This window comes from Paenibacillus sp. FJAT-27812 (genome assembly GCF_001273905.1).
Lineage (GTDB): Bacteria > Bacillota > Bacilli > Paenibacillales > Paenibacillaceae > Pristimantibacillus.
In genome coordinates this window covers 6,440,324-6,463,807 of record NZ_LIGH01000001.1, presented here as the reverse complement: position 1 = coordinate 6,463,807, position 23,484 = coordinate 6,440,324, and the positions used below count along the sequence as shown (strand labels likewise).

27 protein-coding genes and 1 pseudogene are annotated in these 23,484 nt (G+C 47.4%); 25 read left to right on the top strand and 3 right to left on the bottom strand.

The annotated features are described in order from the left end of the window. Positions 1–31: 31 nt before the first annotated feature. The 8 genes from ADU23_RS27645 to ADU23_RS27610 all read left to right on the top strand — a co-directional run bounded on the left by ADU23_RS27645 (position 32) and on the right by ADU23_RS27610 (position 7,790). On the top strand, positions 32–691 hold the full coding sequence (locus tag ADU23_RS27645) for a nucleoside recognition domain-containing protein (protein ID WP_053376702.1): 660 nt from the start codon (positions 32–34) through the stop codon (positions 689–691). Between the two features lie 25 nt (positions 692–716). After that, on the top strand, positions 717–1,220 hold the full coding sequence (locus ADU23_RS27640) for a spore maturation protein (protein WP_053377859.1): 504 nt from the start codon (positions 717–719) through the stop codon (positions 1,218–1,220). A 54-nt stretch (positions 1,221–1,274) separates the two neighbouring features. After that, the gene (locus tag ADU23_RS27635; protein WP_053377858.1) at positions 1,275–2,021 is read left to right on the top strand and encodes a pseudouridine synthase; all 747 of its coding nucleotides are present in this window, start codon (positions 1,275–1,277) and stop codon (positions 2,019–2,021) included. Positions 2,022–2,108: 87 nt separating this feature from the next. After that, positions 2,109–2,639, top strand: coding sequence for a redoxin domain-containing protein (locus ADU23_RS27630; protein WP_053376701.1), 531 nt, complete (start codon positions 2,109–2,111; stop codon positions 2,637–2,639). Between the two features lie 17 nt (positions 2,640–2,656). Then, positions 2,657–4,315: a cytochrome c biogenesis protein ResB gene (gene resB, locus ADU23_RS27625; protein ID WP_053377857.1), complete on the top strand. Its 1,659-nt coding sequence runs from the start codon at positions 2,657–2,659 to the stop codon at positions 4,313–4,315. Next, entirely contained in the window at positions 4,312–5,571 is a 1,260-nt protein-coding gene (gene ccsA, locus ADU23_RS27620) for a cytochrome c biogenesis protein CcsA (protein WP_053376700.1), read from the top strand. Before resB ends, ccsA begins: the two co-directional genes overlap by 4 nt. 26 nt (positions 5,572–5,597) lie before the next feature. Next, positions 5,598–6,314, top strand: a complete 717-nt coding sequence (locus ADU23_RS27615; protein WP_053376699.1) for a response regulator transcription factor — start codon at positions 5,598–5,600, stop codon at positions 6,312–6,314. Beyond that, positions 6,315–7,790 (top strand): HAMP domain-containing sensor histidine kinase, encoded by a 1,476-nt coding sequence (locus ADU23_RS27610; RefSeq protein ID WP_053376698.1) that lies wholly within the window; start codon positions 6,315–6,317, stop codon positions 7,788–7,790. Between the two features lie 127 nt (positions 7,791–7,917). On the opposite strand, the gene serA is transcribed toward ADU23_RS27610, so the two are convergent. After that, complete coding sequence (gene serA, locus ADU23_RS27605) at positions 7,918–9,510, bottom strand: phosphoglycerate dehydrogenase (RefSeq protein ID WP_053376697.1); 1,593 nt, start codon at positions 9,508–9,510, stop codon at positions 7,918–7,920. 240 nt (positions 9,511–9,750) lie between these two features. Between serA and ADU23_RS27600 the strand changes: the two genes are divergently transcribed. Further along, positions 9,751–10,077: a rhodanese-like domain-containing protein gene (locus ADU23_RS27600; RefSeq protein ID WP_053376696.1), complete on the top strand. Its 327-nt coding sequence runs from the start codon at positions 9,751–9,753 to the stop codon at positions 10,075–10,077. Between the two features lie 20 nt (positions 10,078–10,097). Here ADU23_RS27600 and ADU23_RS27595 read toward each other — a convergent pair whose 3' ends face one another. Continuing rightward, positions 10,098–11,018 carry a hypothetical protein gene (locus ADU23_RS27595; RefSeq protein ID WP_053376695.1) on the bottom strand — a complete coding sequence of 307 codons (921 nt, stop codon included), beginning with the start codon at positions 11,016–11,018 and terminating at the stop codon, positions 10,098–10,100. 112 nt (positions 11,019–11,130) lie between these two features. On the opposite strand from ADU23_RS27595, the gene ADU23_RS27590 reads away from it, so the two are divergent. Together ADU23_RS27590 and ADU23_RS27585 are read left to right on the top strand one after the other, a co-directional pair. Continuing rightward, complete coding sequence (locus ADU23_RS27590; RefSeq protein ID WP_053376694.1) at positions 11,131–11,724, top strand: CPBP family intramembrane glutamic endopeptidase; 594 nt, start codon at positions 11,131–11,133, stop codon at positions 11,722–11,724. Next, positions 11,721–11,954 (top strand): hypothetical protein, encoded by a 234-nt coding sequence (locus ADU23_RS27585; protein WP_053376693.1) that lies wholly within the window; start codon positions 11,721–11,723, stop codon positions 11,952–11,954. Before ADU23_RS27590 ends, ADU23_RS27585 begins: the two co-directional genes overlap by 4 nt. Here ADU23_RS27585 and ADU23_RS27580 read toward each other — a convergent pair. Further along, entirely contained in the window at positions 11,944–12,795 is an 852-nt protein-coding gene (locus tag ADU23_RS27580) for a polysaccharide deacetylase family protein (RefSeq protein ID WP_053376692.1), read from the bottom strand. The two genes, ADU23_RS27585 and ADU23_RS27580, sit on opposite strands and share 11 nt — an antisense overlap. A 177-nt stretch (positions 12,796–12,972) precedes the next feature. Here ADU23_RS27580 and ADU23_RS27575 point away from each other — a divergent pair, with 177 nt between their 5' ends. From ADU23_RS27575 to ADU23_RS27515, 14 genes and pseudogenes are all read left to right on the top strand, one after another. Further along, positions 12,973–13,296 carry a hypothetical protein gene (locus ADU23_RS27575; protein ID WP_053376691.1) on the top strand — a complete coding sequence of 108 codons (324 nt, stop codon included), beginning with the start codon at positions 12,973–12,975 and terminating at the stop codon, positions 13,294–13,296. A gap of 203 nt (positions 13,297–13,499) precedes the next feature. Further along, complete coding sequence (locus ADU23_RS27570; protein WP_053376690.1) at positions 13,500–14,114, top strand: genetic competence negative regulator; 615 nt, start codon at positions 13,500–13,502, stop codon at positions 14,112–14,114. Positions 14,115–14,251: 137 nt separating this feature from the next. Further along, positions 14,252–15,502: a Glu/Leu/Phe/Val family dehydrogenase gene (locus ADU23_RS27565; protein WP_053376689.1), complete on the top strand. Its 1,251-nt coding sequence runs from the start codon at positions 14,252–14,254 to the stop codon at positions 15,500–15,502. Positions 15,503–15,517: 15 nt separating this feature from the next. After that, a complete protein-coding gene (gene prsW, locus ADU23_RS27560; RefSeq protein ID WP_053376688.1) occupies positions 15,518–16,213 on the top strand; it encodes a glutamic-type intramembrane protease PrsW in 696 nt (231 codons plus the stop codon). Positions 16,214–16,287: 74 nt separating this feature from the next. Further along, on the top strand, positions 16,288–16,449 hold the full coding sequence (locus ADU23_RS33360) for a hypothetical protein (protein ID WP_176707684.1): 162 nt from the start codon (positions 16,288–16,290) through the stop codon (positions 16,447–16,449). Between the two features lie 104 nt (positions 16,450–16,553). Further along, a complete protein-coding gene (gene ypeB, locus ADU23_RS27555) occupies positions 16,554–17,909 on the top strand; it encodes a germination protein YpeB (RefSeq protein WP_053376687.1) in 1,356 nt (451 codons plus the stop codon). Positions 17,910–17,967: 58 nt separating this feature from the next. Beyond that, the gene (locus ADU23_RS27550; RefSeq protein WP_053376686.1) at positions 17,968–18,621 is read left to right on the top strand and encodes a flagellar brake protein; all 654 of its coding nucleotides are present in this window, start codon (positions 17,968–17,970) and stop codon (positions 18,619–18,621) included. Between the two features lie 54 nt (positions 18,622–18,675). Next, entirely contained in the window at positions 18,676–18,873 is a 198-nt protein-coding gene (locus ADU23_RS27545) for a hypothetical protein (protein ID WP_053376685.1), read from the top strand. A gap of 171 nt (positions 18,874–19,044) precedes the next feature. Then, the gene (cmk, locus tag ADU23_RS27540) at positions 19,045–19,713 is read left to right on the top strand and encodes a (d)CMP kinase (protein WP_053377856.1); all 669 of its coding nucleotides are present in this window, start codon (positions 19,045–19,047) and stop codon (positions 19,711–19,713) included. Between the two features lie 3 nt (positions 19,714–19,716). Next, complete coding sequence (locus ADU23_RS27535; RefSeq protein ID WP_053376684.1) at positions 19,717–20,295, top strand: lysophospholipid acyltransferase family protein; 579 nt, start codon at positions 19,717–19,719, stop codon at positions 20,293–20,295. Positions 20,296–20,376: 81 nt separating this feature from the next. Next, complete coding sequence (gene rpsA, locus ADU23_RS27530) at positions 20,377–21,612, top strand: 30S ribosomal protein S1 (protein ID WP_053376683.1); 1,236 nt, start codon at positions 20,377–20,379, stop codon at positions 21,610–21,612. Between the two features lie 97 nt (positions 21,613–21,709). Then, the gene (locus ADU23_RS27525) at positions 21,710–22,354 is read left to right on the top strand and encodes a YphA family membrane protein (protein WP_053376682.1); all 645 of its coding nucleotides are present in this window, start codon (positions 21,710–21,712) and stop codon (positions 22,352–22,354) included. After that, positions 22,354–23,172 (top strand): annotated as a pseudogene (locus tag ADU23_RS27520) (YIEGIA family protein); the annotation flags it as partial. The gene ADU23_RS27525 and the pseudogene ADU23_RS27520, both read left to right, overlap by 1 nt. A gap of 91 nt (positions 23,173–23,263) precedes the next feature. Further along, on the top strand, positions 23,264–23,443 hold the full coding sequence (locus ADU23_RS27515; RefSeq protein ID WP_053376680.1) for a capping complex subunit for YIEGIA: 180 nt from the start codon (positions 23,264–23,266) through the stop codon (positions 23,441–23,443). Positions 23,444–23,484 lie beyond the last annotated feature (41 nt).

Here is a 23,484-nt window from a genome sequence, read left to right as displayed (position 1 = left end):
AAGCAATGTTGCAAATGGGGAGGCGGCATAGATGGTTAACTGGATTTGGTTGTTTTTCATCGTAGCGAGCGTAGTTGTAGCTGCGGCAACCGGCAAGATGGATGCGGTGACGCAAGCTGCTTTCGAAGGAGCCAAATCAGGGGTCACCGTGAGCTTTGGCTTAATTAGCATTATGGTATTTTGGCTTGGAATGATGCGGATTGCGGAGGACGCCGGATTGCTTCAAAAATTAGCTCGCATGCTAGGACCAATCGTGCGTATGTTATTTCCTGACGTTCCCCGCAATCATCCCGCTATCGGATACATCATGAGCAACTTGAGCGCAAATCTGTTTGGGCTTGGGAACGCGGCTACCCCTATGGGAATAAAAGCGATGCAGGAGCTGCAAAAGCTGAATCCTGATCCAGCCACGGCAACCCCGGCGATGTGTACGCTGCTAGCGCTTAATACATCCAGTATTACGATCATTCCGACCACTCTCATCGCCATTCGGATGAACTATGGATCGGCTAACCCAGCTGAGATAATCGGCACGACATTGGCTGCTACATTCGTTGCCACCACCGCTGCCATCCTTGCTGACCGCTGGTATAGAAGGAAATCGCCGCCGCCGCCAATTACGCCAACGCTTTCCGGTCCCACGAATATGAAGGGGGCGCTTCCTGCCGCGGGAGGTGAGACGGTTGTATAGTGTATTTACCAGCTTATCCGCGTGGATGATTCCTGCCATTATCGTATTTATTCCGCTTTATGCAGCTCTCAGACGCAAAGTGCCCGTCTATGAAACATTTGTCGAAGGCGCGAAGGACGGTTTTGGGACAGCCATTAACATTATTCCTCATTTGGTTGGCATGATGGTTGCTATAAGCATGTTCCGCGCATCGGGAGCTTTAGAATTGATGCTATCTGCCGTTAGGCCTTTATTCGATTATGTGGGCATTCCAAGCGAGGTGCTCCCACTCGGCATTTTGAGGCCGCTCACCGGAGCGGGTTCGCTTGCCTTCACTACCGATCTCATTCAAAACTTTGGGCCGGATTCCATGATCGGGAGAATAGCTTCCACCATTCAAGGCAGCACGGATACAACCCTTTATGTGCTTACCGTTTATTTTGGAGCTATTGGCATTCGTCGAACGCGTTATGCACTAAAAGTAGGATTATTTTCGGATTTGGTCGGTTTTTTTGCAGCGATTTTCATTTGCTTATACATATTCGGATAGTGAAGCTTGTACTTTGTTCTTCATATCGTTATGATGGAGATTGAGGTGAAAGCATTGGAACGTTTACAGAAGGTATTAGCCGCTGCGGGAGTCGCATCCCGTCGCAAATGTGAAGAAATGATTTTGGCTGGCATGATTGAGGTTAATGGTGAGAAGGTGACGACGCTTGGCGTCAAAGCAGATCCTGCTGTCGATACCATTACGGTTAACGGCAAGCCGATCCGGAGCGAGAAGAAGCTCTATCTCATGCTAAACAAATCTAAGGGAGTCATAACAAGCGCCAAAGACCCGCAAGGACGCAAAGTGGTTGCTGATTTCCTGCCAGGCATCAAAGAGAGAGTATATCCCGTCGGTCGATTGGATTACGATACGGAAGGACTTCTAATTCTAACGAATGACGGCGAATTCGCCAATTTGTTAACACATCCGAGCCATCACGTACCGAAAACCTATCGCGCTACCGTCAAAGGTGTTCCTCATGGAACTGCGCTTGAGCAGCTTCAGAAGGGCATTAAGCTGGAGGACGGCATGACCGCTCCTGCCGAGGTAGAGTATCATGATGTGGATACGGAAGGTAATGAAGCGACGATTACGATTACGATTTTCGAAGGACGCAACCGTCAGGTTCGCCGTATGTTTGAAGCGATTGGACATAAGGTAATCAGACTGAAGCGCATTCGTTTTGGCGAGGTTGGACTGGAGAATCTAGGCCGAGGCAAGTATCGCCATTTAACGCCGCAGGAAATCAAAGAACTGCTAGCAATAGCGCAAAACAAGACACATAAAGTTCATAAAAAGTAATCGACGGCGGCAGTAATTGCCGTCGACTTTTCGTTATAATGGTAATATTCGTGGCTGTATAGAAAGAAGCTGGTGGTGAATTTAATTATGGGAAAATCGCGCAAGACGGTACAAATCGTCATTTTGATTGCCGTCTTGATCATAGGTGGGTATGCGATAGGATCTACCTTATTTGCCGCGGATGACAAAGGCCCTCTCAAGGAAGGCAGCAAGCCGCCGGCGTTTGAGCTCGTTGACTTAGAGGGGAAAACGCAGAAATTGTCAGACTATGAGGGTAAAGCTGTCGTCGTCAATTTTTGGGGCACATTCTGTCCGCCATGCGTGAAGGAAATGCCGGAATTTGAACGACAATATGCGAAATGGAAAGATCAAGGCCTCGTTATCTTGGCGATTAATTTAAGCGAGGATACGTTAACCGTGAACAATTTTGTTCGCCGCTTTGATTTGAATTATCCTATTTTGCGCGACGTGAATCGTAAAACGGAACGCAGCTACGGATTAAAGTCATACCCTACTACTTTTTTCATAAAACCGGACGGTTCGATTAATGAGATAAAAGTAGGCGGCATGACAGAGGTGGAAATTGACGAACGGATTGAACGGCTTCTTCAGCTGTAGGAGGTTTTACGGTGTTGGTGGTTGAAAACACAAAATGCGAGTGCGGACATCAAAATGCGATCGGTACCGTGCTTTGCGAGAGCTGCGGCAAGCCGCTCGAAAACAACGATGTATCGGATCTGCCGCTTGAGATGCGTTATGACGGGGTAGCGCGAAGGTCTCAGAAGAGCAATCCGAATTACATCGATAAGATTTGGAATTTTTTCTCGTCGGTCAAAATCGCGATTTACCTTATTGTGATCACGTTTATGACCGCGATGCTCGGAACGATATACCCGCAAGAAAACACTTTTGTAAATAACTTTGATCCATCCGTTTATTATGAGGAAGCCTACGGCTTGCCCGGCAAATTGTATTATTTGTTCGGCTTGTCGCACACCTACGAAACTTGGTGGTTTATCGGCTTGCTCGTAATGATCGGCACATCGCTTGTCATTTGCAGCCTTGACCGGGTGCTGCCGCTTTATCGGGCGCTAAGCAAGCAGCAAATTCGCAAGCATTTGCAGTTCATCCATCGTCAAAAAACGGTGTACAAGCAGTCGATTGAAGGTGACGCTGAGCAATGGGTGGAGAAGTTCGGCGCACAGCTGAAACGCAGAGGATACCGCATTCATCGTGATGGCTCCGCGCTTCTTGCCGAGAAGAACCGCTTTAGCCGCTGGGGACCTTACATCAACCATATCGGTCTAATTCTGTTTCTGCTCGCTATACTGGCAAGAAGCATACCGAGCTGGCAGATGGATAGCTATATTACGATTCCCGATGGCGACACGGTGCAGATTGCGGATACTAATTATTTTGTCAAAAACGAAAAGTTTACCGTTGAGTATTACAAGGACGATGAGCTGCCTGATAAGCTTAAGGGAACAGCCCGTGCCAAGCTTTTCGAAACGAAAGCGGTTTTATACGAATGCGTAAGCAACTGCGCCGACCAAACGAAGAAGCCAGAGCTGAGAGAAGTGAAGCGCCACGATATTATCGTGAATGAGCCGCTGAAGTACAAAGGGTTGAAGTTGTACCAATTCGATTTTGATACGACGCCGCGCCTAAATGCGGTTCATCCTGTTCTCGTGAATAAGGAAACAGGCAAAAAATACGGGCCGTTCGATCTTCCGATGAAGGACTCCGCGCTCCAGCATAAGCTTGGGCCGTATACGCTTGATCTCTATGCGAATTACATGGAGTTTGCAATTGGCGACAATGGTGAGCCAACTACCTTATCGCGTGACCCGATCGCTCCGGCTTTCGTCTTTACGGTCAAAGGGCCTGGACTTGCTCCAGAGGGCGAGCCTTATATGTATTTCCCTATGCAGAAGGATAAGGTTAAATTTTCGCAGGATGCCATCAATCACGGAATTTCGGACAAGATTGAAATCCGGGTTGACGGGATGGAAAATGTAGACTTTTCTGAAGCATCCACTTACTTAAATGTCCGTATGGACAAAGCACTGCCTTATGTATGGATTGGAGCAGCTTTCTCGATGATCGGACTGTTGATGGGGTCTTATTGGCAGCACCGCCGCATCTGGCTGCGCGTCGACGACGGAGAGCTGTCATTAGGCGCACATACAAACAAAAACTGGTACGGTATGCGTTCAGATGTTGCGGGAGCGCTTCAAAAAATAGGGATAACCGTAGATCCGAAGTCGCTTGATAACGGAGGGAACAACGCGTGAGTTTAGTCGATTTTAGCAGCGACGCATTTATCGTCGCATTCTTTCTTTACTGCTTTGCCTTTATGTTTTATGTGATCGCGATTGCGGGTAAGAAATGGAGCAACCGTGATCCCAAGCAGCATGAGAAACGTTGGGGCCGGATTGCATTCATTACATCGAGCCTGGGGCTCGCATCGCATTTGACCTTCTTCTTCACCCGCTGGGCAGGAAGCGGTCAAATTCCAACAAGCAATATGTATGAATTTATGACATTTCTCGGAATGGCGATTATGATCGCTTTCACAATCGTATACAGCATCTACAGAAAACCATTGCTCGGCATGTTCTCGCTGCCGCTGACGGTTATCATCGTAGCCTATGCTTCTGTTTTTCCACAGGAGGTACAGCCGTTAATACCGGCACTCAACAACTATTGGTTGAAGGTGCATGTAACGACAGCTGCACTCGGTGAAGCGTTTTTTGCAGTCGGGTTCGCTGCCGGTTTAATGTATTTGCTGCGCGTAGTCGATTTTAAAGGGAAAACAAAGGAAGCAAAAAGATCGCAGTTCTGGGTCGAGTTTTCCCTGTATTCGATTATTCTGATCGTCGGATTTATCGTAGCGGTGTTCGCTTTCCGCGGAATGGGCTATGAGGCTCAATTCGTACAAGAGAAATCCATCATCGATGCAAAAGGCATTGAATCGACAACGACGGAGACAGTCGCTTACACGCTGCCGCCAATCTTTAAACCGTATAACAGCGAAGCAGAAAAATTTGATTCGTTCCTCGGAATGAAAGAAGCTCTCTTCGAAGCTCCATCATGGATGACGGGCGCTAATTCCGGCAGGAAGCTAAATACGGTTGTATGGTCCATCATTGCAGGCACATTGCTTTACGGCTTGCTGCGCCTCGTATTCCGTAAACCGTTAGGGGCAGTCATCCACCCGGTAATGGATGGGATTGACCCGGAAGATTTGGATGAAATCAGCTATCGCTCGATCGCGATCGGTTTCCCAATCTTTACGTTAGGGGCTTTAATTTTTGCCATGATCTGGGCTAACATTGCTTGGGGCCGCTTCTGGGGCTGGGATCCGAAGGAAGTATGGGCGCTTATCACATGGCTGTACTATAGTGCCTACTTGCATTTCCGTTTATCGCGGGGCTGGCAGGGCAAACCGTCGGCTTGGCTTGCGGTAATCGGCTTTGTCGTCGTATTGTTTACGCTTGTCGGGGTTAACCTCGTCATAGCAGGTTTACATTCATATTCTGGTGTTTAGGTATAGATAGAGAGGAGTATTGCCCTATGTCTGATTATTCAAGCCGTATTTTGGTCGTAGATGATGAAGAACGCATTCGTCGTTTGCTCAAAATGTATTTAGAGAAGGAAGGCTATACGATCGACGAGGCGGAAGACGGTGAAACCGCACTAAGGCTTGCCTCGAATACCGATTACGCGCTCATCTTGCTGGATGTGATGCTTCCGGGAATCGATGGGGTAGAAGTGTGCTCGCGTCTGCGCCAAGTGAAGGCAACTCCTGTCATCATGCTAACCGCAAAAGGCGAAGAGATGAACCGTGTGCAGGGCTTTGAGGTTGGAGCCGATGATTATGTCGTCAAGCCGTTCAGCCCTCGCGAAGTCATCTACAGGGTGAAGGCGATCTTGAGGCGCTCGTCAGCAACGGCATTTCTTACAAAAGAAATTAACTCGAGCAACAACATCGTGTTCCCGCATCTTGTTATTGAGCATGATGCGCACCGCGTAACCGCAGGCGGGCAGGAAGTAAGCCTGACGCCTAAGGAATACGAGCTGCTTCACTATTTGGCCGTATCGCCGGATAAAGTGTTCTCGCGCGAGGAATTGCTTAAGGATGTTTGGAACTATGAGTTTTTCGGAGATTTGCGTACGGTCGACACGCATGTGAAGCGGCTTCGCGAGAAGCTGAACAAAGTATCGCCCGATGCCGCATCGATGATTACGACCGTATGGGGCGTCGGCTATAAGCTTGAGGTGCCTAAGTAAATGAAGTTGTGGCATCGCTTAGCCGGTAAGCTGTGGCGCAGTGTAGTCGGAAAGCTATGGGCGACGATTATGCTGCTTGTTGCAGTCGTATTGCTTATAGTAGGCGTTTTTCTGCTTCAATATGTCGACATCTGGTTTGATGACACTACACGAGGCAGCTCACATCAAGTTAAAGTGCTGTTTGTCCTTACGGCGATTGTTGGTTTTCTATTATCGACCTTTTTCGCATTTTTCTTATCCAAAAAGATCCAACAGCCGCTATTGCAGCTTAAAGATGCTGCTGTTTCGATCTCGCAAGGCAATTACACGACAAGAGTGAATATCCGCTCCAGCGATGAAATCGGAGAGCTTGCGGATACGTTTAACCATATGACAGAGCAGCTGGATAAGCTTATTCACGATTTGAATCATGAGAAAAATCATCTGGCCAGCATTTTAAGAAGTATGGGCGATTCAGTCATTACGTTTGATGCGGACGGCAAGGTCATCTTAACGAATCCTAGCGGTCATTTGCTGATTAACCAGTGGTCGGGTGTCGAGCTGGCTTGGCAAGAGGACTTGTATGACGGCAATTCTTCCAGCTCCGAGGTGCCTTTGCCGCTCCGCGATTTATATCAGAGCGTTATGGAAGAAGGACGCGATGCTACGGACAAAATTCATGTGTTAAGCAATGTATGGTCTGTCGTTATGGCGCCCTTGCAATCCAAAGGCGTCGTTCGCGGAGCGGTTGCGGTCATTCGGAACGTAACGGAGGAGCATAAGCTCGAGAAGCTTAGACGGGACTTTGTTGCGAACATTTCACACGAGATCCGAACGCCGCTATCCATGCTGCAAGGCTACAGCGAAGCTCTCCTTGACGATATCGTTGTCTCCGAGGAAGACCGCAAGGAGCTTGTTCAAGTCATTTATGACGAGTCGCTTCGGATGGGAAGGCTCGTAAATGATTTTCTGGACATTGCAAGAATGGAAGCTGGGCATGTGGACATGAACTTTCAACAGGTTGATCTCAGCCATGTCTTGAAGCGTGTCCATCGCAAATTCCAAGTGTATGCGAAGGAGCGGGAGGTTAGGCTTCTGGCCGATCTGCCGGATGAGTCGCTTATTGTTAAAGAAGCAGACGAGGACCGGCTCGAGCAGGTACTGACGAACTTGCTAGACAACGCCTTGCGGCATACGCCTTCCGGGAAGTCCATTACGATTGCAGGCAAGCACGAAAACGTAAATGGCGGCAAGTATGTTCAGCTAAGTGTTAGAGACGAGGGCCAAGGCATACCTAGCGAAGATGTACCGTACATATTTGAACGCTTCTACAAGGCGGATAAGGCGCGCAAAAGAGGAGCTTCAAGCGGTACGGGTCTAGGCCTTGCCATCGTCAAAAACCTAATCGACCTTCACCATGGCCGAATCGTTGTTGAAAGCAACTCCGGAACGGGAACTTCGTTTACATTATTGCTTCCTGTCGAAGCACATCAATAGTTGTCAGGGCGTTCCTTCGGGAACGCTTTTTTTGTAGAATGCAGCAGATAATTCTTGTTGTTCGTGAAACAAAAAGAGCCAATCGGTTACCCGATTGGCTCTTTTGCTATAAATGATATTCTATTTATTAAAATAGTGTAATTTCTTTTGCCGTATTAAGCTCAGGCATATTCGTAAGCTGCTCAAGTACTGTTTTTGGAGTAGCTTTGTCCACTCTAAGCACCATAATTGCGGAACCGCCAACGAGCTGGCGACCTACTTGCATCGTAGCGATGTTCACGTCATTGTTGCCAAGAAGCGTACCAACGCGTCCGATAATACCAGGCTTATCGTTGTGCGAGATGAGGATCAAGTTGCCTTCCGGCGTAACGTCAACAGGGAATTTGTCGATTTGTACGATGCGGGGACCGTAGCCTGTCAGCAAAGTACCCGATACGACGCGCTCTTCTTTTTTCGTGCGAAGAGCTACCGTTACAAGGTTAGTGAAGTCCTTCGAAGCGTGCGACTTTTGAATGACGATGTTCACGTCGCGTACTTTCGCAAGGTGAAGCGAGTTAACGACATTGACATTTTCAGAGCCAAGGTGATGTGCAAGAACGCCACGAACGATGTGGCGCGTAAGCGGCTGCGTGTCAACCTCTGCAAGCTCGCCTGCGAAACCAACTACGATTTCGATTACTGCGCCTTCAGTCGATTGCGCAATAAAGCTGCCAAGCTTCTCGCCAAGCGTAAAGTATGGCTGAAGTATGTTTTGCAGATTTGCCGGAATCGGAGGCATGTTCACTGCATTGATAAACGGCTCGTTGCGAAGAATGTGCAGCACTTGCTCCGATACGTCAATCGCTACGTTTTCTTGCGCTTCAACCGTTGACGCGCCAAGATGCGGCGTTACGATAATTTTAGGATGCGTAAGGAATGGATGATCCTCTGCAGGAGGCTCTACCTCAAATACGTCAAATGCTGCGCCAGCTACAATGCCAGCGTCTACAGCGTCAACCAAAGCAATTTCATCGATGATGCCGCCGCGCGCGCAGTTTACGATACGCATGCCGGGCTTCATGACTTCAAATTGTGCTTTGCCGATCATATGACGAGTTTCTGGAGTAAGCGGCGTATGCACCGTCATGAAATCAGCACCACGGACGATTTCGTCCACGCTAGCCAGCTTCACGCCGATTTTTTCCGCTCTTTCTTCTGTCATAAACGGGTCATAACCCAGAATTTCCATGCCGAAAGCTTTCGCGCGTTTCGCAACTTCGCTTCCGATACGGCCCATGCCGAGCACGCCGAGCGTTTTGCCGCGAAGCTCTACGCCTAGGAAGGATTTGCGATCCCATGATCCATTAACGGTTTTCATGTACGCTTGCGGGATGTGACGGGCAACCGCCATCATCATGGCAAAAGTATGCTCGCAAGTCGTAATGGTGTTGCCGTCTGGCGCATTGATAACGATGATACCACGCTGAGTTGCTGCTTCAAGGTCGATGTTATCAACGCCAACGCCTGCACGTCCAACTACTTTAAGCTGCTTGCCAGCCTCCATAATTTTTGGTGTTACACGCGTTTGGCTGCGAACAAGCAACGCATCGTATTCACCAATGATGGCGACCAATTCGTCTTCGCTTAGTCCAGGTTTTTTGTCGACTGCGACATCTGACGCATCAACAAGCTGCTGAATGCCCAAATCGCTGATTGGATCGGAAACTAACACTTTAAACATGTGAAGTATGCCTCCTAAATTGGGGCGAAGCTAATATGCTCCGCTTAATATGAACAGAAAAACCCTCTTCCCGGCACCGATATGCAGCAGCGGGACGAGAGTTTGATCATCGATCTCAGACTTTACTATTTTAATGCAAGCCAGTGGACAAAAGCAATCCTCAAACTTGCTGAATTGTGAAAATTTCGTTATGATTCAAGCATCATTCGCAACAAAATACGACACAGGAGGTCTTTATACATGAATAATTGGCAGGATGTGACTCCTCGAGATCTGCTTGATTTGCTGAAAAATGGCCAGATCGAAAGCGATCAAATCATAGATGTGAGAGAAGAGTTTGAATGGGATTTTTATCATTTGGAGGCTTCGGTCTTGATCCCAATGAATACGATACCGGCACGTTTGAGTGAAATAGATGATTCAAAACCTATATATATCGTCTGTGCGCACGGCGTGCGCAGCGTCGCGGTTTGCAACTACTTAGAAGAACAAGGCTACAGCAGCCTCCACAATGTTACCGGCGGAATGGCTGCTATAGCCTCGTTAAATGGATTTCAATATGATTAGTGCTTAATTGATTCCTGGATTTAATTTGTTTCTGGGTAGAAGAATGGCAGCTGAGGCAGGAGAGCCTTCTGGTATAACCGTGATTTGCTTTCCGTAAAGTCGCCATTGCGCACGGCCTCCGTGTTAATAAGGAGATCGACAACAGCTGACAAGGTGTGCATTTTCATCTTAGCAGCTTGTCCGGATAGGACAAACTCGTCAACGCGGCTCGTTAAATCTTGCGGATAGTAGGAAGTTAGCTGTTTGCGCGTCATAAGTTGATCGGCGATCAGCTTGTTTTTTGTCGTAATGGCCAGCGTCTTCCAATGCTTCAGCTCCAGGATCGCCGGTGATTTGTAGTCCTCCGGAATATCAAGATCAACCGTAGAAGACCACTTCAACATGGCTGAGTAATATGCTTGCTGCGCACTAAGCGCGAATTGTGAGGCGGATTGGTACGTTTTCTCCTGCTCGACATTTTTCTTAAGCTCATTGAATGACAATGTTTTTGCGCTTGTCGCCGCTTTGTCGGCTGCTTCATTAAACAGCTTTAGGCTGCGTATGTAGCCGACCTGGGACTGGCCAAGCAAGGGAGACTTTTGCATATCGATCGAGCTTGCGTCCTTCGCTTTGGATGCGGCAAGGTTTGCCAAATCCTTGAACATGGACGTTGCATCGCTTGTATTTCCTTGCGATAATTTATTCATTGCTGCGAACCATTCGTTTTGAAATTCACGATAAGGCAAAAATACAGTATGATAGAAAGAGACTAGGTCTTGCTGTTGATAAGGGCTTACGGAAGCAGCCGCCATCTTCGAGCTTTCGTCCTTTTTCTCATATTTAGCTTCCGTTTTTTCGGTACCGATTTGGATGCCATAAAAGAAGGCTCCAACTGTACAAATCAGCATGAATACAAATCCAACACTAAATAACATTGCGGTGGTCGTTAATCGTTTTTCCATTACTTTCTCTATCTCCTTCTATGTAAAAAAAATTATGCTGTCGAATTGTTCTACCAGTATAGGTGAAAAGGTCGAAAAAGAAAATATGAATGATTCAGACAGGCGGGAAGCTATGAAGAAATTTGATATTCGAAATATTCGCATTCGCAAGGTATCCGTAGATGATCTAGATGACCGCATGCTGCTTATTAATTTATACGCAACACAAGGGTTTACTTTTATTATCGGTTTGATATGGGTTTTATTTCAGCATCAAAATGTGATTCGACTATTTACGCCTCCGAAGGAGCTTGCATTCGTATATTGGGGAGTGGGACTTGCCGCCGCCGTTATCGTTGTAGACCTGCTGATTTCCCGCTTTGTGCCTGAGGAAGCGGCTGATGATGGCGGGGTGAATGACCGGATATTTCGAACGCGTCCGGTATGGCATATTGCCGTGCTCTCATTGGTAGTCGCGATATGCGAGGAACTGCTCTTTCGCGGCGCGCTGCAGCATGCCATTGGTCCCTATTGGACAAGCATAATTTTTGCTACGATACATGTACGATACTTAAAGCACTGGATTCCGACAGGCCTCGTTTTTTCGATCAGCTATGGCTTAGGTTGGATCTACATGCAATCAGGCTCAATATTGGCGCCGATTATCGCTCATTTTCTAATTGATTTCATAATGGGGTTAATTATACGATTCAGGAGGGAGTCATGAGCAGGAAAGAAAAATTTGGAAGCTCGAGGGGAACTAGACAACATGAAATGACGGCAGAGCCGTACAGCATCGGAACGGATTCCAACGAAGGTGAGGCTCTGCCGCCAAGGCGAAGAAAACATCCTTCAAGTATAAATAAAGTTACAAAATGGTATTATAATCTGTTGTTTCTATTGTTCGTTTGCCTGGTTGGGGGATTGTTCTGGTACGGCCTGAAGTTCAGCGAATAAGCTCGATGGTGGCCGGATCGATAAACCCGTAGCCCTTGCTCTCTAATGCAGTCAACAATTCCTCAAGTGCGTCGGCTGTCCATTGCAGCTCATGCATGAGAATGTTGGCGCCGGGATGGAGCTGCTCGAGCACGTTTTTAATTACGACATCCGGCTTACCTTTTGCTGATTTATCCCAATCTAGAGAGCCATTCGACCACGTCATGTAAAGCATGCCGTGGTTTTTTGCTGTTTCCTTCACAATTGCGCTGCCCGAGCCGTAAGGCGGTCTGAAAAATAGAGGCTTTCGTCCTATTAAGGCATCAACATCCGTCTGTACATCGCCGATTTGTTTTTCAACGACTTCCTTGGATTCTTCTTTTAAGTTGTTATGGTCGAAGGAGTGATTTCCGATCGTCTGTTCCCGCTTGTTGATCAGTTTCAGGAGATCGGGATTTTGCTTAACCCGGTAACCGTTGACGAAAAAGATAGCTTTCGCCTTATGTCGATCAAGCGTGTCGAGTATGCTGGTCAGAACCTCTTTATCCTTTGGTCCGTCATCAAATGTAAGCAATACGACTTTGCTTGGCGTTTGATCTTCGATCGGTACGAAGCGGTAAGCCTCGCTCATACGGTACAGAGGAGCTGCCGAAGTCTCTTCTTCGCTGACGGGTGATTCAGTTGGTGCTGGCTGGCTCGTCACAAGCGCGGCTTCTGTATCTGGAGTTGATGACGCAGAAGGCTCCTGTGAAGCCGCTGCTTCGCCAGATGCAGGCAGATTATCCTTTGGCTGCTGTTCGGAGCAGGATGCGAGCAGAGCTCCGATAAGCAGGATGGCGATCGTTAGGTTGATTCGCTTCATTATGTTGAACCTCCATAGCTAAGTTGTCTTTCAAGCTAAATCGTCATCATTGTATCATATTTACCCATTCGGAGAGCTAGAATGATTTCCTTATTTTATATGGAATGAGGCTATGCCTAGGCGGTCAAACTAACACCTGAATACGCAAGATGATCTAGGAAAGAGGTGTTCGCGATCATGAAGTTAAGTGGTTTTTTAGTCGGAGGATTGATTGGTGCGGCAGCTACCGTGTATGTCTCGCGCAGACGGCCTGGAGCAGTGTCATGGGCGGCAAACGCGGTGTCGGATGTTTGTTCATCGGTTGCCCGTAAATCTGTATCAAAAATCATGAGTAAATCGTTTAAGGAAGAGGCGGCAAATCTTTCCCCAAAGCATGCAGACGATACCGCCGTAAAATCCGAAGCCGCTTGGGGACAAATTGAAGCAATCGTAAATAGCGACCCGGCGCTGAAGCGCGAGACGGACAAGATCAAAGCGGAATCGTCAGCGGTTGCCCATTAAAAAACACAGCAAGTTAGCTGAATCGTTGGACGTAACGCAGAGATGCGAAGCGCCCAAACGATTCTTTTTTTTCGTTCAATATTAGTGCATTCGATGAAAAGAAATGATAAAGTAGTTACATAGCATGATTTGATCAATTTGATCACATCTTTCTAAAAAAATCATACGTTATTACAACAGATGCTGCAGAGGAGGATCCTGTCATGAAAATCGAACGACTGAGCCAGGATAAGATACGGATTTTCCTGACGTTCGACGACCTGCTGGAACGGGGGATCCAGAAGGACGACATGTGGCGCGAAATTCCAAAAGTACACGAACTATTCAGTGAAATGATGGATCAAGCATATAGTGAACTTGGATTCGATGCCAGCGGCCCATTAGCGGTCGAAGTGTTTGCCCTCCCCGCACAAGGTATGGTAGTGATTGTCACCCGTGGCAAAATGAACAGTCATGCAGGAGATCGGGCAACCGAAGATGACGACACGGAAGACGAAATATATGAGATGGAAGTGACGCTTGAGCAAAGCGATGTGGTTATGTATTCCTTCCGAGAATTTGAGGATGTCATATCGGTATGCAAGCAATTGCAAAGCTCCACACTCACCGAAGACGGACGTTTGTATTCCTATAATGGCAAGTATATATTAGCGTTAGAGCCTGCTCTAATCGATGCTTCCAGGCACAACGCTGTTATCGCATTGCTTGCAGAGTATGGGGAAGCTACTTCAGTTACCTACGCTATGCTTGAAGAATATGGGAAAGTGATTATGCCTGAATCAGCGGTTCGGGAAATTTGTAATCATTTTAAATTTTAAGCGAACGAACATGCTAAGAGCATCTGCAGGCTGAATCTTGTCTGTAAGATGCTCTTCTTGTATGTTAACTGTCTTGAAAAAGGGAATACAGTAGGGTAAAGGCGTTCATATTAGATGTAGACAAAGGCGGTGGAGTAATGAGTGATAAAGAAGCAAACGATGTATTGCAATCTACTCAAATCGTAATTGAGCAAGCGCTGCGAAGACTTGGCTATGATCAGGATATGATTGACCTATTGAAGGAGCCGATGAGGCTTCTGACCGTACGTATTCCCGTAAGGATGGACGATGGCACAACGAAGGTATTTACAGGATACCGCTCCCAGCATAATGATGCGGTGGGGCCTACGAAGGGCGGCGTGCGCTTTCATCCTGCCGTATCGGAAAATGAGGTTAAGGCGTTATCCATTTGGATGAGCTTGAAATGCGGAATAGCGGACCTGCCTTACGGCGGCGGCAAGGGCGGCGTCATTTGTGACCCAAGGACGATGTCTTTCCGCGAGCTGGAGCGGCTCAGCAGAGGATATGTACGAGCTGTCAGCCAAATTGTTGGTCCGAGCAAGGATATTCCAGCGCCGGATGTGATGACGAATTCGCAAATCATGGCATGGATGATGGACGAGTACAGCCGTATCCGCGAATTTGATTCGCCTGGCTTCATTACCGGCAAGCCGCTAGTTCTAGGCGGCTCCAAAGGAAGGGAGACCGCGACGGCGCGAGGCGTTGTCATCATGATTCATGAGGCGCTGCGCATAAAAGGGATAGAGCTGAAAAACGCGCGCATCGTCATTCAGGGCTTTGGAAATGCGGGCAGCTACCTTGCCAAATTCATGCATGAAGCCGGTGCGAGAGTAATAGGTATTTCCGATGTGAACGGAGCATTGTATAATGAAGAAGGGCTCGATATTGAATATTTGCTGGATCGTCGAGATTCCTTTGGCAATGTGACCAATTTATTTACGCAGACGATAACGAATTCAGAGTTGTTAGAGCTTGATTGCGACGTGCTTGTGCCTGCGGCAATCGAGAATCAGATTACGGATCAGAATGCCGCGCGTATTCGTGCATCAATCGTCGTGGAGGCAGCGAATGGGCCAACTACGCTTGAAGCTACGCGTATTTTGTCCGAAAGAGGGGTATTGCTGATTCCCGATGTGCTTGCGAGCAGCGGCGGCGTAATCGTATCCTATTTTGAATGGGTGCAAAATAATCAAGGCTACTACTGGGATGAGCAAGAGGTTGATGATAAGCTGAAGCTTATGATGGTCCGAGGCTTCAACCACGTGTACGAAATACACCGCACCCGTAAAGTCGATATGCGTCTTGCCGCTTACATGGCTGGCGTGCGCAAAATGGCCGAGGCTGTTCGCTATCGCGGCTGGGTGTGAGAAAGTAGGGACGAAATGCTTTTGTTTTCTGTTTTGACTGCGGCCGTTGCGCCAGGCGTTTCGCTGCTTACTTATTTATATTTAAGGGACCGCTATGAAGCGGAGCCGATCCATATGGTTGCCAGAATGTTTGTGCTCGGCATGCTAGTCGTCGTTCCTATAATGGTTATCCAGCGCGGCATGCAGCTGTGGCTGGGGGAGCATTCGGTCTGGTTTGCATTTGGCGAATCGGCAGGCGTCGAGGAGTTTGTGAAATGGTTTGTTTTGTATCACGTCATCTATAACCATACCGAGTTTGACGAGCCTTACGATGGAATAGTGTACGCAGCATCGATTTCGCTTGGCTTCGCCACTCTCGAGAATGTCCTTTACGCGATCTATTCGCCGGCTACCTTCGGCACGCTGCTCGTAAGGGCGCTGCTGCCGGTGTCCGGCCATGCCTTATTCGGCATTATGATGGGCTATTACTTAGGTAAAGCGAAGTTCGCCCCTAAGCATACGAGCAAGTATTTTATAGCCATATCTTTGCTGCTTCCGGTCTTGCTGCACGGCACTTACGATTGGATTATGATAACGGTACGCACCAATTGGATGTGGTTTATCATTCCGTTTATGATCGTGTTATGGGTATGGGGCCTGCGCAAAATGAATCACGCAACTTCCCGTTCTCCCTTTCGTTTTCTTGTCCGCGAGGATGAGATTAAACTGTAGCTGATCCGTCCATACTTACATTATATAGAAATGCCTGAAATGACGGCATTCGAATAATGGCTGAGGAGGAGCATATGGAGGCTGCAAGGATTAAGGTTACAATCCGGTGCAACGTGTGCGGAGAGAAGTTTGTACTGCGCGGACGAAGAGACAAAGGCTCGATAGATACCGGTTTTAAGCAATGCATTTGCAATAACGCAAACGATCTGGATATCGAAGAGCATAGTGTATTTTAAAGAAAATGAAAGCTGCTATGACAATTAAATAGATGGATGCATAAAGCTCCCTTGGGCAAACCAAACTAAAACCAGGTTTTGCACAAGAAAGGAGCTTTTGTATTATGTACCATCGACTCAGCTCGATCCTATTTCCGATTATGTCCCTGCTTTTTATCGGCGCTACTTACTGGGGCTATCAAGAGCATCAAGAAAAAAACTCGATATTGATAAAAGCCGAAAATCAATATCAACGTGCGTTTCACGACTTAACTTACCATGTCGAGCAGCTGCACAAACAGCTAGGCAATACGCTCGCTGTTAACTCCACCTCGCAAAGTTATCACCGTAAAGGGCTTGTCAACGTTTGGCGTCTAACTAGCCAAGCACAAAACGAGATTAACCAGCTTCCGCTTACGCTGCTTCCTTTCAATGAAGCGGGAGATTTCTTGTCGAGAATCGCTAACTTCTCGTACAAGACAGCGGTTCGCGATTTATCTAAGCAGCCGCTTACGCCTGATGAATTCAAAACGATGAAGACGCTCTATGCAAGTTCAGAGGAAATTTCAAAGAGTTTGGCCGGCATGCAAAAAGATGTGCTAGCGAACCATTTGCGCTGGATGGACGTTGAAATCGCTCTAGCCTCCGAGAAATCGAACAATGACAATGTCATCATTGACGGTTTCAAGTCGGTTGACAAGAAGGTAAGCGAATATCCTGAAATCAATTGGGGCCCATCGGTCAGCAGCATGTATCAAAAGCGCACGATCAACATGCTGAGCGGAAAATTGGTAACCGCAGAGGAAGTCAAAAAGCTCGCAGCCAAATTTACTGATGCCAAAAATGCCGAGATTCGTGTTGTCGAAAACGCGAAGGGAACGGAATATGCCTCCTTTTCGGCTACAGTGAATGAGGGCAATAAGAAAAAGCTGCAGATGGATTTTACGCAAAAGGGCGGGAAGCTCATTTGGTTTATGAATCCGCGCGATATTGGAGAGAAAAAGGTTGATCTGGCGAAGGCACAGGCCAATGCGGAATCTTTCCTTGATAAACATGGTTTCTCCGATATGAAAGCCGTAAGTTATGATATGTTCAAAAACATGGGTGCGTTCACCTATGTGAGCATGCAGAGCGGGGTACTCATTTACCCGGATAAGCTGACGGTAAAGGTCGCACTTGATGATGGTGAAACAGTAGGCTTGCAAGCCAATGATTATGTTTATGAGCATCATAAGCGCAACCTGCCCAGCCCGATTATTTCAAAGCCCGATGCGCGCAAAGCGTTAAATCCGGAAATGAAAGTCCAAACGGAGCAATTGGCGCTGATTCTTAATGAATTGGGCGAAGAAGTGCTGTGCTACGAATATACGGGAAAAATCAACGGTTCACTTTACCGCGTGTATATAAACTCGGAGACTGGCGTAGAAGAATCAATTGAGGAAATGACTCCAAACGATACCAAGGTAGCTTCTGACAAATAACGATATGGCTCCCCTCAAATCGACGTGTTATAATGCATGTAAATAGGGGGGAGCCAATTTGTTGCCTAAAGTGAATCAAATGCTTCATTATCAAATCGCTTCTTCGGACGAAGAGGAAGCATCGATTGAATATAAGTCTCGAATTGCCGATGAGCAAGGGGACGGCTTACTGATAGAGATTCCGATTAATGAGAAATCAGGGCGTTACAAGCGGCTTTTTCTTGGCGACGAGCTTTCCGTGTTTTTTGTATCCGCGGACGGTATCAAACATTATTTTGATTCGCATGTACTCGGTTTTATGGAGGATGGCGTCAAGCTGATCAAAATTCGCAAACCGGAGCCAGACCGGATTACGAAGGTGCAGCGCAGAAGTTTTCTGCGCGTTCCGGCGGAGCTTGAAATTGCGGTTAAAATGTCGAATCACGTAAGATTTGTGTGCGAGACCGACGATGTCGGCGGAGGAGGCATTTCGTTTATTTGCAACGGCAAATGGCAGCTTGTGCCTGAGCAGCTGCTGGAATGCTGGCTCCTTGTTCCTTTCAAAAACGGATCAATTGAGCATGCTTTTTTTCAGGGAGAAGTTGTACGAGTTGTCGAGCTTGAATCCGGCAGGAAGCAGGCGATGATTAAATATGCCAGCATTAATGACTCAGAGCGGCAGAAGGTTATCCGTTATTGCTTTGAGAAGCAGCTGGAATATCGCAATCGATGAATAAGTTTTATCAAACATGGAAAACTACCCTGAAATAGGCAGGGAGGAAGCCATGTGCTGAAACATATATTTCGACAAAAAAGAAGCCGCAAGCAAATGCTAAAGCTGACGGAGGAAGTGAGCGGCGTGCTGCGGAAAATCATTATTGGGCTTGTTATTTTATTGGTTTGCTCGCAAGCAGCTTTGCAAAATAATACCGTTCGGCATTGGTTAACGGGCGTAGATCAGTGGGAAGGAACCCGCTTGAACTGACGACCGGCTTTTGCATCTGTGTCTATAGTGTGGTATAATTTTCACGTTCGCAGGCAAAGCCTGCTTTTTTCTTGAGAGGTTTGCGTCGCATTCTTACATGCATTCGGCCAGCCGTCTCTACTAAAAGGGGGTTGACCTTAGGTGGTGCAACACGAAGGTGACAGCGACCGCATGAACATTGCCATTGACGGGCCGGCAGGCGCGGGCAAGAGCACGGTTGCGCGAAAAGTCGCCGAGCAGCTAGGTTATGTGTATATCGATACGGGCTCTATGTATCGCGCAGTAACGCTGTGCGCGCAGCAAGCAGGAGTATCGGTAGAGCAAACTGCCAAACTAGCTGAACTAGTAAGATCCTTAGAGATTGAGCTTGAGCCAGGCGAGCAAGGTCAGTCGGTATTCGTGAATGGAGAAAATGTAACCGCATTGATTCGCTCGCGCGAGGTGACGCTTCAGGTGTCCTACTTTGCAGCGAACGAAACGGTACGTGAAGTTCTCGGGGTCATGCAGCGCAAGCTTGCGGAACGCAAGGGCGTCGTCATGGACGGCCGGGATATTGGTTCGCACGTACTGCCTAACGCGGAACTGAAAATTTTTCTAACCGCATCCGTTAAGGAACGGGCACTTCGCCGTTACCGTGAAATAGTGGACAGCCAATCTATTACGCTTGCGCAATTGGAAGCCGAGATTGCCGAACGTGATCGTTTGGACGAGCAACGTGATATTTCACCGCTGATCTGTGCATCTGACGCGGTTGTTCTCGACAGCACCGCCATGACAATTGACGAAGTAATTGCCGCAATTGTGAAATTAAGCCGAACCAAAATGGCGGAGGCGAAGTAAACTATGTCATATCTGTTTTTCCGTTTTATCCTGCGTGTTATTTACACGCTGCTATTCCGATTGGAAGCTAGAGGCACGGAAAATATTCCAGCCACCGGCCCAGTCGTCCTCGCCTCGAATCATCTTAGCAACTTTGATCCTCCTACTGTAGGCGTCAAGGTAAAGCGCAAGGTGCATTTTATGGCCAAAGAGGAATTGTTTAAAATTCCTGTCTTCGGACCTCTCCTTCGCTCGTTCGGCGCATTTCCGGTCAAGCGCGGCGGCGTGAGCAAGGACGCGATCAAGTCTTCAATCACGATGCTGAAGGAAGGCAATGTGATGGGCATTTTTCCAGAAGGCTCGCGAAACAATCAGTCAGGAGCGGCCAAGAAAGGCGCTGCTATGATTGCTATTCGAAGCGGCGCAGCGATTGTTCCCGTTGCGATCATCGGAAAGTATAGACCATTTAGCAAGGTGGTCGTTTGTTATGGCAAGCCTATCGATCTTACAGCAATTATTGAAGAATCATCGCCAGATATGCTTGAGCAAGTAACAGACGCCATTATGGCTCGCATTCGCGAGCTTGCTGCAAACAATCGTTAATTTATGTTTTAAATGCTGCTTACGCTCTAGGCGATAGCGGATTTAAATAAAGTTGGGGTATGAACTGAGGAGGTTATTTCAATGTCAGAAGAAACTAATGTGCAAGAATCCGTGGCGGAAGAAGTAAGCCAAGACGCTTTGGATAATTTCGTGTCTTTGAAAAAAGGCGATTCCGTTAAAGGTACGATCGTCAAAATCGAAGATAACCAAGCTTATGTAAGCCTTGGATATAAATATGACGGTGTTATTCCAATTCGTGAGCTTTCTGCTGTGCAGATCGAAAACGCTACGGACGCTGTTCAAATCGGTCAAGAGGTTGAGCTTAAAGTAGTAAGCATCGACGACGAGAAAGAGAAGCTTGTTCTCTCGAAACGTCAAGTTGATGGCGAAAAAGCTTGGGATACATTGCAACAACGCTTTGAGAGCGGCGAAGTATTTGAAGTTGCCGTTGCCGACGTTGTTAAAGGCGGTCTTGTAGCTGACGTGGGTGTACGCGGATTTATTCCGGCATCTATGGTAGAACGCCACTTTGTTGAAGATTTCTCCGATTACAAAGGCCGCACGCTTCGCGTGAAGGTTAAAGAAATCGACCGTGAGAACAACAAAGTAATCTTGTCCCAAAAAGAAGTGCTTGACGCTGAGTTCGAGCAAAGCAAGAAGCAAGTAATCGCAGCGCTTGAAGTAGGTCAAGAGCTTGACGGTACAGTTCAACGCCTTACACCGTTCGGCGCTTTCGTTGATATCGGTGGCATTGATGGCCTTGTTCACGTATCTGAGCTTTCATGGCAGCATGTTGCACATCCGAAGGATGTTGTAGCTGAAGGCCAAGCAGTTCGCGTTAAAGTGCTTAAAGTTGATCCGGCAGCTGGCAAAATCAGCCTTAGCTTGAAAGCCGCTCAACCAGGTCCTTGGGATTCTGCTGGAAGCCAATTCGCAATTGGCGATATCGTAACGGGTACTGTTCGCCGCATCGTTCCTTTTGGAGCTTTTGTTGAAATCGCTCCTGGCGTTGAAGGCCTTGTTCACATCTCGCAAATCGCGCACCGTCACATTGCAACGCCTAACGAAGTTCTTCAAGAAGGGCAAGAAGTTCAAGCGAAAGTTCTTGATTTCAACCCAGCTGAGAAACGCGTTAGCCTAAGCATCAAAGAAACAGAAGAAGCGCCTGAGCAAGCTGCTCCTAGCGCTAGACCAGAAAGAGCTCCACGTTCGCCAAAAATCGAGAAAATCGACAATCCGAACGTAAGCTTGAGCAACGAGAGCATGAGCTACTCGCTGGCTGAGCGTTTCGGCGACAAGCTGAAAAACCTTAAATAAACTAATTTTCATACACAAAGGAGCTATTCCTGCGAACCATCGCAGGAATAGCTCCTTTTTTTTGGTGCATAATAGGGGTTACAAGAGGTGATATAACGTGAATCCTGGATTTATGTCGTTATGGATTGTTCTTATTTTGTTCATCCTGATCGCGACGGGGTGGAAGCCCTATCTTGCACCGGAAATAAGTCGTCGTACGCTGGCGATTCTTGGTATCGTGATGGTTTTGCTGCTAAGTTTGTCGATATGGTGGTCGCCATTCTCCGAACATATTCAGGTCGAGCTTCATGTCAGTGTTTGCTTTCTCATGCTAGTCAGCTTGCTGTCTTACAAAGGCTCGGACGATTGGAGTTATATCGGCTATTTGATTTTGTGCACGATGATGATAGCCGTAATTTGGGGTTTCATTCGAAAGATATACAGCTTCGATCCTATTTTCCATTGGGTAGGTCCGAGCTGGGACGCACCGCTGCTCACCGGAATATTTTGCGGCGCATTTACCTCTCAAGCGAAGCATCAATTCGGCATGCTCGTATGGGGGGCCGTACTCGGCGAAACGTTAAATGCCCATTTGCAATCTGGAGCGTATACGGCACACCTTGGGTCATTATCTTGGTGGGACAGCTTTTGGATTGCCCTTGCTGCGGCAAGGCTGTTCAGCCTGCTGCTTAAAACGATTAGGATAGGCACATCAAAGCTAAGCCTTATGCTCATGCAAATCAAAGGGGGACGTCCTTCATAATGCAGCATTTTCTCGTCGAAAATAAATATTTGGTAGGCGTGCTTCTTGGCATCGCTTTTGGCATCCTTTCACGCTTGCTCATGCTCAGAACGGATTATCGACAGTATCCGACATACCCGCATGGCCAGATCATCCATATTTCATTGGGGGTAATAGCTGCGGCACTCGGGGCTGTGGCGGTTCCGGCTTTGTTTAACAAGGACTACACGGCGATAACTTTTTTGACGCTTGCGGCACAGCAGTTTAGAGATGTCCGGAAGATGGAACGTGAAACGTTAACCAAAATAGACAGCATGGAGCTGGTAGGGCGAGGCTCAACTTATATAGAAGGGATTGCCATGGTGTTTGAGGGGCGGAATTACTTGGTCATCATGACGGCGCTGCTTACAAGCTTATTTGGGATATTAGTGAATATTTGGATCGGCATATTAGCCGGAATTATTTCACTTATTATTGTTGAGAAACTAAAATCAGGAAAAGCCGTATCTCATATAGCTGATGTACAAGCAGCCCAGGTAAAAATAGATGGGCCGGACTTGTTTGTCGGAGACGTTTATATTATGAACGTGGGCTTGAAATCAAATCAAGAAATAATTGCAGCGCGAGGCATGGGATTTATATTGACTCCACACAATTCAAACGGAAAGGTTACGCTCAGCAACCTGGGCCAGCGCCAAGCTATCCTTTATGATTTGGCAACCATTCTTGGCGTGTATCGAGACGACGGGGAGCCTGCGCTAATACCGATGGCGAAGCTCGATATGAAGGACGGCCGGTTAGCCGTATTTATTTTGCCGCAGGAGCTTGATTCCAAAAAAGGCAAGGAAGTTATTTTGCGTGTGCCAATCTTGGAATCGGCTGTTCGCATGCCATCAGAAGCATCTGTGAACAAGAAGGAGGCGGGCGAGAATGGCTAATATTGTAGCTGTAGTTTCCTTGAAAGCAGAATCCGTTGGGGGAGGAGCGCCTATTTTCATTGCGGAAAACGAACACAAATTAGAGGAAACATCCTTTCTTTTGGAGAAGATTTTGGATGCAAGCGCACATGATTTGAAGAATGGCACAATTATATTGGTCAATCATCGATAATATGAAAAGTTAGCCAAGAACGTACTTTTTTGCTATGATGG